The sequence below is a fragment of the Ponticaulis sp. genome, from assembly GCF_029210165.1.
GTDB lineage: Bacteria > Pseudomonadota > Alphaproteobacteria > Caulobacterales > Hyphomonadaceae > Ponticaulis.
Genome location: NZ_JARGNT010000005.1, coordinates 14,812 through 28,998 on the forward strand (window position 1 = coordinate 14,812; position 14,187 = coordinate 28,998).

The 14,187-nt window shown below is 55.6% G+C and carries 10 protein-coding genes and 1 riboswitch; of the genes, 8 read left to right on the top strand and 2 right to left on the bottom strand.

The features are described 5' to 3' along the window. Positions 1-31 precede the first annotated feature (31 nt). The 5 genes from P1U45_RS16470 (at position 32) to P1U45_RS16490 (ending at position 7,021) form a co-directional block, all read left to right on the top strand. Complete coding sequence (locus P1U45_RS16470; protein WP_301060008.1) at positions 32-601, top strand: hypothetical protein; 570 nt, start codon at positions 32-34, stop codon at positions 599-601. Between the two features lie 58 nt (positions 602-659). Beyond that, on the top strand, positions 660-1,124 hold the full coding sequence (locus P1U45_RS16475; RefSeq protein ID WP_301060009.1) for a DUF6265 family protein: 465 nt from the start codon (positions 660-662) through the stop codon (positions 1,122-1,124). Between the two features lie 88 nt (positions 1,125-1,212). Continuing rightward, positions 1,213-3,852 carry an aminopeptidase N gene (pepN, locus tag P1U45_RS16480; RefSeq protein ID WP_301060010.1) on the top strand — a complete coding sequence of 880 codons (2,640 nt, stop codon included), beginning with the start codon at positions 1,213-1,215 and terminating at the stop codon, positions 3,850-3,852. 95 nt (positions 3,853-3,947) lie between these two features. Then, on the top strand, positions 3,948-4,469 hold the full coding sequence (locus P1U45_RS16485; protein WP_293607555.1) for a response regulator: 522 nt from the start codon (positions 3,948-3,950) through the stop codon (positions 4,467-4,469). A gap of 125 nt (positions 4,470-4,594) precedes the next feature. Further along, positions 4,595-7,021, top strand: a complete 2,427-nt coding sequence (locus P1U45_RS16490; RefSeq protein WP_301060011.1) for a PAS domain-containing sensor histidine kinase — start codon at positions 4,595-4,597, stop codon at positions 7,019-7,021. An 11-nt stretch (positions 7,022-7,032) separates the two neighbouring features. Here the strand turns inward: P1U45_RS16490 and P1U45_RS16495 are convergent, their stop codons facing one another. Together P1U45_RS16495 and P1U45_RS16500 are read right to left on the bottom strand one after the other, a co-directional pair. Beyond that, a complete protein-coding gene (locus P1U45_RS16495; RefSeq protein WP_301060012.1) occupies positions 7,033-7,737 on the bottom strand; it encodes a hypothetical protein in 705 nt (234 codons plus the stop codon). A 31-nt stretch (positions 7,738-7,768) separates the two neighbouring features. Continuing rightward, on the bottom strand, positions 7,769-9,772 hold the full coding sequence (locus tag P1U45_RS16500) for an acetyl/propionyl/methylcrotonyl-CoA carboxylase subunit alpha (protein ID WP_301060013.1): 2,004 nt from the start codon (positions 9,770-9,772) through the stop codon (positions 7,769-7,771). Between the two features lie 281 nt (positions 9,773-10,053). Here P1U45_RS16500 and purB point away from each other — a divergent pair, with 281 nt between their 5' ends. The 3 genes from purB to P1U45_RS16515 all read left to right on the top strand — a co-directional run bounded on the left by purB (position 10,054) and on the right by P1U45_RS16515 (position 14,129). Beyond that, the gene (gene purB / locus P1U45_RS16505; RefSeq protein WP_301060014.1) at positions 10,054-11,358 is read left to right on the top strand and encodes an adenylosuccinate lyase; all 1,305 of its coding nucleotides are present in this window, start codon (positions 10,054-10,056) and stop codon (positions 11,356-11,358) included. Positions 11,359-11,401: 43 nt separating this feature from the next. Continuing rightward, entirely contained in the window at positions 11,402-11,896 is a 495-nt protein-coding gene (locus tag P1U45_RS16510; RefSeq protein ID WP_301060015.1) for a thioredoxin domain-containing protein, read from the top strand. 23 nt (positions 11,897-11,919) lie between these two features. Further along, positions 11,920-12,100: riboswitch (cobalamin riboswitch) on the top strand. A gap of 148 nt (positions 12,101-12,248) precedes the next feature. Next, positions 12,249-14,129 (top strand): TonB-dependent receptor, encoded by a 1,881-nt coding sequence (locus tag P1U45_RS16515; protein ID WP_301060016.1) that lies wholly within the window; start codon positions 12,249-12,251, stop codon positions 14,127-14,129. Positions 14,130-14,187 lie beyond the last annotated feature (58 nt).

Here is a 14,187-nt window from a genome sequence, read left to right on the forward strand (position 1 = left end):
TAGTGTCGCAAAGTTGGAGGATGATGACGCAATGGCTAAGGCCCTGTTCCATAAAAACCAGAAAGTCTACGTGAAGCCTGTAGGCACCTGGGCAATTGTTGAACGTGTAATCCCGCAATGGGTTAAGGGCATGGATGAGCCACTGCGTGTTCATTACGATGTCGGTCTGGGTCGTGAGTTCTCTGCAAACGATCTCGTCGCAGAAGACAAGCTGGACAAGCGCCAGTCTCAGGCTGACGCCATGCTCATGGAAAACTGGCGGGTTTGCCGCGCGAAAAGCCGCTGGGGCGCTGATGATGACAACTCACATCATCCGTTCCCGGGCACCTTCCCCGTTGTCGTCACAGACGAAAACGACTGGGGCGGCTGGCGCGTACCCGGCGCAGAATATGACCGCGATCCTGAGAAAATCGAGTATCAGGCCCGCCTGATCTCTAACAGCCCGCAAATGCTCAAGCTTCTGAAATCTCTCGTAGATCAGGTGTCTGACGCTCCGGAGAATGCTGGCGCGGAAGTTCGCGAACTGGCACGCACCGGCATCTACATTCTGCGCGACGTTTATGACGTGCCAGACAAGCTACCTGCTGAAGCGGCCGAATAGGCCCGTTTACCGATTGCAATGAAACAGCGTATCCTCGTTCAAAAGAACGGGGATACTGATGCGCTCACTGACACTAGCAGTTTTACCGGCAACAGCTTTCCTCATGGCAAGCTGTATGACGGTGCCCACCGCTTCGTCACCCCAATCCGATCTTGGCTGGCTGCTTGGCTGCTGGGTCGCACCGTCCGGAACGGTGGAAGAATGGATCGTCTGGGATGAAGAGCGCCTGATGGGCGAAGGCCGCAGCCCACGCCGTGACGGCACCACCTTCAACGAGTTTCTGACCATTGCCAGCACCGCTGACGGATATGTTTACACAGCTGAACCAGAAGGCATGGGATCAACTGATTTCCTCGAAAGCGATCGTGACACGCGTCAAATCACCTTCCTGAACACGGACCATGATTATCCGCAGCGTATTCAATACATGCGCGACAAAGACCAACTCACCGCAACCATCTCGCTGGCAAACGGTTCCAGACCTGCAAGCTGGACGTTTTCGCCCTGCCCGGCCGAGAATTGAGAACTTCTCGCACTTTTAAGCCGTAGACACCTTTCGGCATGCCACCTCACGCCTTAGATTAGGGTCAGAAAATTTCATCGGAGCCGACATGCGCACTGACACGCCACCACCAGTCCTTCTTCAGGACTATAAGCCTTATCCATTCGAGATTCCGAATGTCCGTCTCGTTTTCCAACTGGACACAGCTCGGACGCACGTCCTGTCCACCATGCAGGTGAAACGTACCGGCGTACCGGGCGACAGCATGGTTCTGGACGGCGTTGCATTTGAAGAGACGGGTAAGATCCTGATCAACGGCACACCTGCAGAAGACCATCAGGTCGAGTTCACTGAAACCGGCATGACACTTCACGCCTTGCCGGACGAATTCGAACTCACCACCGAAGTCTGGATTTCACCGGAAAAGAACACCGAACTCTCGGGCCTTTACATGTCCGGCGGTCGCTTCTGCACCCAGTGTGAAGCTGAAGGCTTCCGTCGCATTACATATTGGCCGGATCGTCCCGACGTGATGTCGACCTTCTCCGTTCGCATTGAAGCGGATGTCGAGTTTGCCCCGACGCTACTCTCTAACGGCAATCCGGGGGAAGCTGGCGCTATCGACGAGACACGCCACTATGCTGAGTGGGACGACCCGCACCCGAAACCGTCTTACCTCTTCGCGCTCTGCGGCGGCGACTATGATGTCTTTACTGACCACTTCATCACCATGTCCGGTAAGGAAGTTGCGCTGTCTATCTTCGTCGATAAGGGCGACGCTGAACGTGCCGCTTACGCGATGGACAGCCTGAAGCGCTCCATGAAATGGGACGAAGATACATTCGGCCGCGAGTATGACCTCGATGTCTTCAACATTGTTGCCGTTCGCGACTTCAATTTCGGCGCGATGGAAAACAAAGGCCTCAACATCTTCAACTCGGCCTATGTTCTGGCAAACGCGGAAACCGCCACCGATGGTGACTTCGAAGCGATTGAGAGCATTGTCGCCCACGAGTATTTCCACAACTGGACCGGCAACCGCATCACCTGTCGTGACTGGTTCCAGCTGTGCCTGAAAGAAGGCCTGACCGTCTTCCGCGATCAGGAATTCTCTGCTGACATGCGATCTCGCCCTGTTCAGCGCATTAAAGACGTGATCCGCCTGCGCGGTCGCCAGTTTGCAGAAGATGCGGGCCCGCTTGCCCACCCTGTGCGTCCGGACCGTTATGCGTCCATCGACAACCTCTACACCGCCACCGTCTATGAGAAAGGCGCAGAGCTGATCCGCGCCCTGAAAACATATATTGGCGCAGATGCCTTCAAGCGCGGCATGGACCTCTACTTTGAAAAGTATGACGGCACCGCGACGACCATCGAAGCATTCTATGAAGGCTTTGAAGAAGCTGCGGGCTTTGACCTGTCGCGCTTCCGCACATGGTACAGCCAGGCCGGCACGCCGACGGTCACCGTTGAGCGCGTCGACGTTGAAGGCAGCAATGCCCCGCGCCTGCGCCTCACTCAGGCCAACGGCCCGACGCCAGGCCAGACGGAGAAGAAGCCGGTTCCGATTCCTCTGCGCATGACGGCATTCACCGCTGACGGTACAGAGATCAATCCGGAGACGGGTGAGTCTCGTGATGGTCAGGATGAAGATGTCGTTCTGCTCATTGATGAGGTCACCGAACTTCAGCTCGCGCCAAACGCGGCCGATGCTCTTATCTCCGCAAACCGTAATTTCAGCGCGCCGGTTCGCATCAAAGACGAGCTGACGATGGAAGACCGTCTCAAGCTTGTGACAGTTGAGACAGACGCGTTCGCAAAATGGGAAGCGCTGCAGACAGTCGCCCGTGCAACACTTCTGGAAATGGCGCATACGATTGTCGCTGGTAACACGCCGTCTATTCCGGACGAGCTGGTGGCTGCGATGGTAACTGCGGTCAAATACACGCACGAAAGCGATCCGGCCTTCGCGTCTCTACTTCTGACACTTCCGGGCGTTGGCGAGCTGTTCATGGAAATGACGCCAGCTAACCCTGCTGCCATCTACGAAGCCAAGCGTCTGGTGCGCACAGCCATTCTGAAGCAGCTCTGGCCGGTCATTGACGAAGTCATCCATGAAAACCTCACCGATGAAAGTGAGTTTACACCGGATGCGGCTTCTGCCGGTCGTCGGTCCTTCTATGCTGTATGCATCGACCTCCTGTCAGCAGAGGGCGACAAGCACAGCGCCAAGCTTTTGTCATGCTTCCGTGCCGCTAAGAACATGACCGACACAATGTCTGCGCTCCGCGCGCTCTCGAATGTCGGTGGGCCGGACTTTGAAGCTGCTGTTCAGGCCTTTGAAGCTAAATGGAAGCACGCACCTCTGGTCATGGATAAGTGGTTCGGCGTTCAGGCTCTGCAGGCCAGCGATGATGCGATCACACGCGTTCGCGGTCTGATGGAACATGAGGACTTCGACTGGAAGAACCCGAACCGTGTTCGTTCTGTCGCCGCGACGTTCGCCATGGGCAATCTCGTCGCCTTCCACAGCGAAAGCGGCGAAGGCTACAAACTGCTTGGTGCAGTCGTCCGCAAGGTCGACCCGCTGAACGGCGCCCTCTCTGCGCGTCTTCTGACAGCGTTCGAGCAATGGCGCCGTGTCAGTGAGACGGCACAGGCACATGCCCGAGCTGAACTTGAGGCTCTTCGCGAATGTGACCTGTCGAAAAACGCGATGGATATCGTTCAACGCGCGCTTGCAGATTAGTGAATTGAAAACTCACCCGTCCCGATAAAGACGGTATTAATTTTGACCCGCTATGGTCTGATCTCTTAGGTGTATCAGGCCGTGCGGGTCAATTAATGTCGAATTCTAACATGAACCGTCTGAGTGTGCTGATTGTTGATGACAACAAGCACATGATTACAATCGTGAAGACCTTGCTTCGCGGTTTCGGCATATCGCATTTCATCGAAGCCAATGATGCCGCCGAAGCCTTCGACATGGTGCGTTCGGAGCATATCGATTTCATCATTGTCGATTATCTGATGGAAATCCTCGACGGTACCGACTTCGTTCGCCTGGTCCGCACTGGCGATGACAGCCCAAACCCGTTCGTGCCGATCATTATGCTCACAGCCTATTCGGAACGCTCTAAAGTGATCGCAGCGCGTGATGCGGGTGTAACCGAGTTCTGCTGCAAGCCTGTAACCGCGAAAGAGCTGTTCCGTAAGGTACGCTCTATCGTAAACACCCCTCGCCCGTTCGTGCGCACCGCCAGCTATTTTGGTCCGGACAGACGCCGCCTTAAATCGGAAAACTATCGCGGACCGGAGCGTCGCAGCGAGGAAAATGAATCTTCCGAACTCCTGAATGAGAGCTAACCGCAGCGGAATGTAGCGCCGGACTTAGTGATTCCTTCACAGCAATAAGAGTGTTAACAGCGCCTTAATATTTGGTGCCGTATCAGAATCGTGGGCTTTATGCCTTGAACGGTCGAGGCACTTCAGTGAAGACGAATAACGGACATAAGGACGCTATGCATGCCGGAGCGCAAAGCACGCGCGCCCAAAGCAACATGTCTACGTCGCTGTCGCGCCTCAGCTTCCTCACCGGCGTTTTCCTGACAATTCAGATCGGCATTCTTGGCGTTAAAGGCTGGGATGACATTAAGCGCGAAAGTGAGCTTCAGCAGGCACGACTACAGACCAACATGCAGAGCATGCTGGATCGTTACGACCTGCAGCGCGATATTATTGGCGATGCGCTTACGGTAGGTCTGAATTCAGGCAGCTCCGTTCTGGAAGTTGAAAGCCAGATATCATCGGTTCAGCGTATTTTCCGTATCTCCCCCGAGGGGAGCCGCGCCGCCCTCACTGATGAGCAAACGCTTCAGACTGCGCGATGGATGTCGGAAAATGGCGTAACCATCGGTGCCAGTTCGAGCAACCTTCTCATCATGTCGACTGTCGGGCGCACCGAGTTCATCTCGACCATTCCGCTCCACCAACTTGCATCCGACCTCCCGCAGAACGAAGCCCTGCGCTTTTCTATGGGGCAAGGTGCGCCGCAGGGCGGCTCTGTCGGCTCCCAAGACGTAATTGGCTGGCTCGACAGACAAGATGTTCTTCAGGATCTGACCAGTTTTGACCGCTACTGGGTGCGTCACACATCCACCTGCGTCGCGCACAATGGTGGCCCGCTACAGGTATGCCAGGTTCAGACCGAACCATGGTTCACTGCGCTCGGCACCGGCGCCATTCTTCTTTACTCTCTGCTATTCTTGTCACCGACGCTGGCTGTTCTCAGCCTGCTGGGTGCTGCACGATCTCGTCTCGGCGGTGCAAAACCGGCTGCAAAACCGAGCAAAAAGCAGAAAGTGACAGATGCAGGGTTTGCAGAAGCTTCTGAAGGCCTGACACGACTTGCTGCAAATGTTGGCGTCGGCTCATGGAAGATTGATCGCAACATCCAGTCTCTGACCGTTTCAGGTGCTCTGGCCAAATCGTTGAATCTGGAACCGGGCAGCGATATTCCGCTTAATGCTCTGGAGCCATATTTCGGTGCGCAGAGTGCTCGTAAGTTTGTGAACGCCGTCGCAAAGGGTGCTGTCGACGGCACGCTGAAAGGCACGCTCAATATCCGTGGGCGCCATTTCGAATTCAGAGCGCTGCGCCCTCAATCGCGCACCGTTGCTGATCAGATCGCGCTCGAAGGCATCGCAATCGATGTATCAGATCGCCGGCTTCTCGAAGAGCGTATGCGCGCCTCTGAAATGCGGCTGCGGAACGCATTCGAGGGCTTCTCCATGCCGATCGCGCTCTGGGATGATCGCAAGCGCCTGATGTTCTGGAATCCGGCCTTTGCAAAAGCATTCGCGCTGGATGACGAGGTGCTGCGCCCAGGTGTCAGCCATGACATCATCAATGTAGAAATCAGTCGCGCTGTGCGCTTCGACCGTGCGACAGAGGATGTTGGCGAAGAGCGCGAAGTGCTGATGCGTGACGGCCGCTGGTTCCACCTTGCAGAGCGTGAAACCTCCGGCGGATTGATGCTCACCATCGCGTCAGACATCTCCAAGCTCAAGAATCAGCAGGACGAGCACCTTCGCAATGAGAAGAAGCTGAAGCGCCTTATCTCCGAGCTTGAACGCTCCGAAGGACGCGCACGTGAGTTCACGCGCAAATACGCGGAAGAGAAAACCAAGGCCGAGCATGCTAGTCAGGCCAAGGGCAGCTTCCTTGCGAATATGAGCCATGAGCTTCGCACTCCGCTCAACGCGATTAACGGCTTCTCTGAAATGCTCGTGAAAGAGATTTTCGGTCCGCTTGGTGACGAACGGTACAAGTCATACGCGCAGGACATTTTGCTATCCGGTCAGCACCTGCTCGACATGATCAACGACATTCTCGACATGGCGAAGATCGAATCCGGCAAGATGACGATCAACACCAAACCGATCGATCCAGTCGAACCTGTCGATGCCGCTATCCGTATGATCCGCCGCAAGGCCGATGAAAAGAACATCAAACTCGAACTCGTTCACGCCGACGATGTTCATGACATTGAGGCCGACCACCGTGCCGTCCGCCAGATGGTTCTGAACCTCGTCTCAAACGCGATTAAATTCACACGCGACGACGGTCAGATCACCGTCACAGTGGCGAACGAGAAAGAGTTTATTTCGATTTCGGTCAAAGACACTGGCGTCGGCATTTCCAAGGACGACCTGCCGCGCCTTGCCAACCCGTTCGAGCAGGCAGAGTCCAATCAGGACATGAACCATAACGGCACGGGCCTGGGCCTTGCGCTCACACGCTCACTTGTTGAGCTGCATGGCGGCCGTTTTGCGATCGATAGCGAATTGAATGTGGGAACGACTGTAACGCTCTACCTGCCAGTTCAGCAGCCCGATGAAGACATCGAAGCTGCGTGACACGCCGCTAGCTAGTCGTAATAGCCGCGACGAACCGGTTCGACAGCGTCACCTTTTGGACGACGCGCCACATAAATCAGCGAATAAACCATGGTGAAGAGGCTCAGGAAGAGCCACATAAAAATACCGCCCTGAATTGCCCCTGCGAGCATTTGTTCAGCTGTTGGAGGAGGTCCGCGTCTGCGCATTTGCGGGCGTGGTGCAGGTGCTTCCGCCTCTGGTGCGTCGGCTTCGTTGGCTTCTTCTGTGCCGGAGCCATTTAATTCCGCGTCAACCGCAGCGCGGAGCGTTTCAGCATCCAGTTCAGCCACAGCAGGCTGCTGGGAAATCGCCTGAATTTGCACCAAAGTAAAGCCCGATGCCAGCAGGAATGGAAGCACAATAAACAGCGCCAGAAACGCCGGACGCCCCGCATGTGCCAGACGCCGAATGTGACTAACCAGAGACATGAGCATTGGAATGCCGATGCCAACCACCGCTACAGCAGCCCCGACCTTTGGCGCACCTGCAAGAATACCGAATGCCACAACCAGAAGCACAAGCCGCGAAATCGCCAATAACATCTGACCACGAAGGAAGACCGGTTTCGCGGTCTCTCCCGTCGGATCAAAATACTCCGCAGCCCAGTTGGCGCGATTAGGGTCTTCATCAGGACCAGAAATCCATGGACGGTCAGGATCATACATTGTTTCAACTGACGCAGATTGATTGGTCATGACTTACCCCACTCAGAAAAGAATTGGCTGACTACTCGAATTCAACCATGATTTCGTCAGCCGCGACACTGTCTCCAGCGCCAACATTGATCGCTTTCACGACGCCGTCTGCTTCAGCACGGATGATGTTCTGCATCTTCATCGCTTCCACGACGCAGACAGCTTCGCCTGATTTCACTTCCTGACCAAGCTCGACATCCATAGAAACGACGAGACCCGGCATCGGGCTCATGATCAGCTTGGAAAGGTCAGCCGCTTCTTTCTCAGGAAGTTTCGCGTGAAGCTCTGCAGAACGTGGTGTGCAAACCAGCGCACGAAGTGCAACGCCGCGGTGGCGGAAGAGATATCCTTCAGTGCGGTCGGCAAACTTAACGGCAAACGGCTTACCATCGAGCGTACCTTCGAGAAGGTGCGTGCCGGGCTTCCACTCTGTTTCCAGAACGTGAACCTTGCCTTCAATCTCGATCTCGCTGCGACCTTCAGCAAAGCGCAGTTTGATCGGATAGTGCGATTTATCGAGGATAACGACCCAATCTTCGCGCACAGTCTCAGGAGGAGACAGACGACCTGATGTCAGCGCTGCACGCGCAGAGTACACGCCGTGCACGTGTGCTGCGCTTGCCGCGAGGATCAGCGTTTGTTCTGCGGTTGGCTCAACGCCAGCAAAACCTTCCGGGAACTCGTCTTTGATGTAGGCGGTCGTGATATTGCCAGAGCGGAAACGCTCCTGCTCGTAAACTGCAGTCACGAACGGCATGTTATCCTGAATGCCTTCAATGTGGTAACGGTCCATCGCTGCGAGTTGCGTATCAATCGCCTCGTCACGTGTCTTGCCGTGTGTCACCAGCTTGGAGATCATCGGGTCATAGAACATGGAGATTTCGTCGCCCTCGCGGACACCGGAATCAACACGCACAACACCCGGCGCGCCTGTTGCTTCGCCTTCCACAGGCGGAATGTAACGCTTCAGACGACCAATGCTTGGCAGGAAGTTGCGGTACGGGTCTTCCGCATAAACGCGGCTTTCCATTGCCCAGCCATTGATAGAGAGATCATCCTGCGCGATTGCCAGTTTTTCACCGGCAGCCACGCGAAGCATCTGCTCAACAAGGTCAACGCCCGTGATCATTTCAGTGACCGGATGTTCCACCTGCAGACGCGTGTTCATCTCAAGGAAGTAGAAGCTCTTATCGACGCCTGATGCAACGAATTCCACTGTACCGGCACTGTCATAGTTCACCGCTTTCGCCAGAGCGACAGCCTGCGCGCCCATCTTCATACGGGTCTCTTCGTCGAGAAGCGGAGACGGTGCTTCCTCAATGACTTTCTGGTTACGGCGTTGGATGGAGCACTCACGCTCGAACAGGTGGATCGCGTTGCCGTGCTTGTCGCCAAGAACCTGAATCTCAACGTGGCGCGGGCTCAGAATGAATTTCTCAATGAAGACACGGTCATCGCCGAATGCCGTTTTCGCTTCGGCTTTAACTGCCGGGAAGCCTTCGCGGACTTCTGCGTCGTCATAAGCAACGCGGATACCTTTACCGCCACCGCCAGCAGACGCCTTGATCATAACCGGATAACCGATCTCGCCAGAGATGCGCACAGCCTCTTCAGTTTCTTCGATCAGGCCCATATGGCCGGGAACTGTAGAAACGCCTGCTTTAGCGGCGAATTCTTTAGAGGTGATCTTGTCACCCATGGATTCGATCGCGAACGGGTTCGGGCCGATAAAGGTGATTTTCTCTTCTTCAAGGCGGCGGGCAAATACAGGGTTCTCAGAGAGAAAACCGAAACCCGGGTGAACAGCTTCTGCGCCGGTCTTGCGAACTGCGTCGATGATCTTGTCCTGAACTAGATAAGACTCTGAAGCTGGCGCACCACCGATGAAGACGGCTTCATCGGCCATTTCAACTGCGAGGCTGTCTGCGTCGGCCTCGGAATAAACGATGGCTGTTTTTACGCCCATGCGCTTGCACGTCTTGATGACGCGCACACCAATTTCACCACGGTTCGCAATGAGGATTTTCGAAAACATGCTTATTCTTGCCCCTGAACGCTGACTATTTTTCAGACCGGATTAGACGCGGACATTCAGATTGGCAAACCCTTCCCGCCAAAAACCGCATAGTAAATTGGCCGCAGTGACAAAAAAGTGCCGTGTCTTCGATGTCCCTGCCCTCAATTCATCACCTTCCCCGAAGTAAGCTGGCAGCGATTAAAGTTAAGCCGTAGCCCGTAGCTCAGTAGACAATCGAATTTGTAACGCCTAATCAGCGCGTAGTTTCAATCAATTCTTGTACTGAGATAGGCCCGACCATGATCCCTCGTTATGCCCGCCCGGAAATGAGCGCCATCTGGAGCCCGGAAAGCAAATACGCAATCTGGCTTGAAATCGAGACGCTTGCTTGTGAGGCCATGGCCGAACTCGGCGAAATCCCGCAGGAAGCTGCGCAGGCAATTCGTGAGCGTGGCAATTTCAGCGTCGAGCGCATTGATGAGATCGAGCGCGAAGTGAAGCACGATATTATCGCCTTCACGACAAGCGTTGCCGAATTCGTTGGCGAGGAAGCCCGCTTCATTCACAAGGGCCTGACATCTTCAGATGTTCTCGACACCTGCCTGGCGGTTCAGCTGTCCCGCGCAAGCGACATTCTGATCAAAGACATGGAAGAGCTTCTGGAAAGCATCAAGAAGCGCGCTGAAGAGCACAAATGGACGATCACAATCGGCCGCAGCCACGGCATCCATGCAGAGCCGACAACCTTCGGTGTGAAGCTCGCAACTTACTACGCGGAATTCGACCGCAACCTTCAGCGCCTCAAAACTGCGCGCGAAGAAATCGCGACCTGCGCAATCTCCGGCGCTGTTGGCACCTACGCTAACATTGACCCACGCATTGAAGCCTATGTGGCCAACGCACTCGGCCTCGCGCCGGAACCTGTTTCAACTCAGGTTATCCCGCGTGACCGCCATGCAGCCTTCTTCTGCGCACTCGGCGTAGTCGCAAGCTCTATCGAACGTCTCGCCACCGAGATTCGCCACCTGCAACGTACAGAAGTTCTGGAAGCCGAAGAGTTCTTCTCTGCCGGTCAGAAAGGCTCTTCTGCTATGCCGCACAAGCGTAACCCTGTCCTCACCGAGAACCTCACCGGTCTTGCGCGCCTTGTTCGCTCATCTGTTGTTCCGGCGATGGAAAACGTCGCCCTGTGGCACGAGCGTGATATCTCTCACTCTTCTGTAGAGCGTGGTATCGGCCCTGACGCGACAATCCACCTCGACTTTGCTCTGGCGCGTCTGAAAGGCGTGATGGACGGCCTTGTTGTCTATCCTGACAACATGGAGCGCAACATGAACCAGCTGGGCGGTCTTCATAACTCCCAGCGTGTGCTTCTCGCGCTTGTTGAAGCCGGTTCAAGCCGCGAAGATGCTTACCGCCTCGTTCAGCGCAATGCGATGGTCACATGGCGCGAAGGCAAGCCGTTCAACGAGCTTCTGAAAGCAGACGCTGACATTAAAACGATGCTGACTGACGAGCAGATCGACGAGCTGTTTGATCTGGGCTATCACACAAAGCGGGTCGACGAGATCTTCGACCGCGTGTTTGGCAACGCTCTTGCTTGAGACAGCGCTAAGCTGAACTCATTGTGCCAGAAGGAGGAGTGATATGAGACTTACAGCACTTCTGTTTCTGATTCTGGTCGGGGCGCTCAGCCGCCCCGCTCATGCTGATACACCGGGTATCCAGATCATCAACTTCACTGCTGAGTGGTGCCCCACTTGCCATATCTTCGATCCAGCACTTCATGACGCCGTAGACGGTATGAGCCATCAGCCGGTGGAATGGATTTCTGTCGATCTGACGCACGCGCGCACCGGCACACAGCAGCAGAAAGACGAAATGTGGGCAGGGTTCCTGAACCGCATGCAGTCTGCGGGCATTGAGCAAATCTACCACGCCTACAACCAGTACCCTTACACCGGCTATGCCGTGGTCATTGCCTCTGATTCCAAAGAGCCTCTGGTCTGTATGCAGGGCGTTATGAATTCCCGCGAAATCACCTTCCGCCTGCGCCGCGCCCTCAATGAAGTTCAACGCCGTGCGCCCGGTCGCCGCGTACCGGAAGGCTCCGGTTGTCCGGAACCATTTCTGTCTAACTGATTGACATCACCCACAATTCAGCGAAATAACGCCCCTTAGATGGTGCCGGGAGACCGGCGAAGAGGGAAGCAGGTGTAAATCCTGCGCTGTGCCCGCAACTGTAAACCGGGAGCATTCGTCCCACACGCCACTGGATATTCCGGGAAGGCGGGCGAATGCGAAGATCGGTGAGCCAGGAGACCTGCCATCGCGTCGTTCGTCCGTCGGCCGGGTCCAGCCAATGACAGACGGGACAGGGTTTCCCTTCCTTTGAAGCGACAAGCCACCCCATTGCGACGCCGGGCGCAGTGCGGGTTACTCATGTCGTTTCCAGGTCCGTCTGCCGGCGCAGGCCGGCCTATAGGGATATCGTATGAAATCGATCCTTTTCTCGGGCTGCGCTGCACTGTGTTTTATCGCGTCAGCCCAAGCACAATCTGCTGACACAGAAGAAGCACGTCAGGACACGATCAGCGTTGTTGGTCTTCGTCCGGTCGCTGCTGAAGACGTGACAGCGAGCGTATCTGTTCTTTCCGCTGCTGATCTCGCCGTCCGCGATTCAGAATTCATTGCCGATCAACTCCGCGCTGTTCCCGGCCTCGGCATTTCCCGTTCAGGCACCCAGAGCGGCCTTACCCAAATCCGTATTCGCGGTGCAGAGGCTAACCACACATTGGTTCTTCTGAACGGTATTGAAGTTTCCGACGCCGTGAATGGCGAAACGGATTTCGGCCTATTCTCTGGCCTCAACCTGTCACGCATCGAAGTTGCCCGCGGCGAGCAATCTGCGCTCTACGGCTCTGATGCTGTCGGCGGTGTGATCAATCTTGTTACCGCAGAAGCGACCGAACTGAACGCAGCCGCAGAATATGGCACGTTCGATACACTGCGCGGACAAGTGTCCGGCGGTCTCCATTTCGGAAATGGAAATCTCTCAGCTGCTGCGTCAGCATTCAGCACAGACGGCGTCGATGTTTCCGGCAATGATGGCGAAAAAGACGGTTCTGAGAGCTATTCCTTCCTCCTCACCGGCAACCAACAGGTCGCAGGTTCCATCGATCTGAGCGGCCTCCTCACATACCGCTCAACCACCAGCCAGACTGATCCTGACACTGACTTTGACGGCCTTCTGGACAATGCAGACCGCGAAACAGAAAGCGACCAATGGCTGTTCGGCGCGCGTGCATCCACCACCGCATTCGGTCTCGACCACGTTCTGACGGCGAGCTTCAACTCCGTTGTCCGCGAGAACTTTTCAGACGGTGCCGCCACCGACGAAACCACCGGTGAGCGCACAAAGATTGCTTATTCTCCAGCGACCTCTTTTGAATTCGACGGTGCTGTCCTCGACCTCGCCGGTATTCTGGACTGGGAGCAAGAAGATTACACCCGTGAAGGTCAGGCGAGCGTCTTCGGCGATCCAAATCAGTCACAGACTTTCGAAACGCTCGGCGCAGCGGTTGAGGCGCGTCTGTCTGTTGGCGATCTCGCCCTGACGGCTTCAGCCCGTCATGACGACAATGACGGCGTGTTCGACGACGCGGACACATGGCGCATTGGTGCCGCGTATAACCTCTCACCTGCATTCCGCGTTCGCGCAAGCGCTGGCGAAGGCGTAAAGAACCCGACCTTCACTGAACTGTTCGGCTTCTATCCGGGCAGTTTTGTCGGCAATCCGGACCTCCAGCCGGAAACGTCATCCAGCTGGGAAATTGGCTTCGACCATATCCATGGTCCATTCGATGTGTCTCTCACCTATTTCGAGGCAGAACTCGAAAACGAGATCTACACCTCGTATGCGCCGCCGCTCTTCCTCGCCACCCCGATGAACCGTACGGGCGAATCTGAGCGCTCAGGTGTCGAAGGCGCGTTCGGTTGGACGATCAGCGAAACGCTGCGCCTGAATGCGAGCGCAACGAAAATCGACTCCACAAGCGATAGCGGCATTCAGGAAATCCGTGTGCCGGAATGGACTGGCAGCGTGTCTGTCGACTGGCAGTCGTCAACGGTTGAAGGCATGCGCGCGGGATTTGCGCTCGACTATATTGGTACGCAGCTGGACACAGATTTCGGTACATTCACAACCGTTTCCCTTGGCGATTATCTGCTCGCCTCGGGCACATTCGAATACCCGGTCACAGAACGCTTCGCCGTTACACTACGCGGCGAAAACCTGTTCGATGTGCGCACAGACGATGTGTTCGGCTATCATGCACCGGGCGCCACAGCCCTTATCGGCGTGAAACTGAGATAACATGAAACGGCTAATCATCCCGGCACTCTGTTTAATGACAGCCTGCTCAACGGAGCAG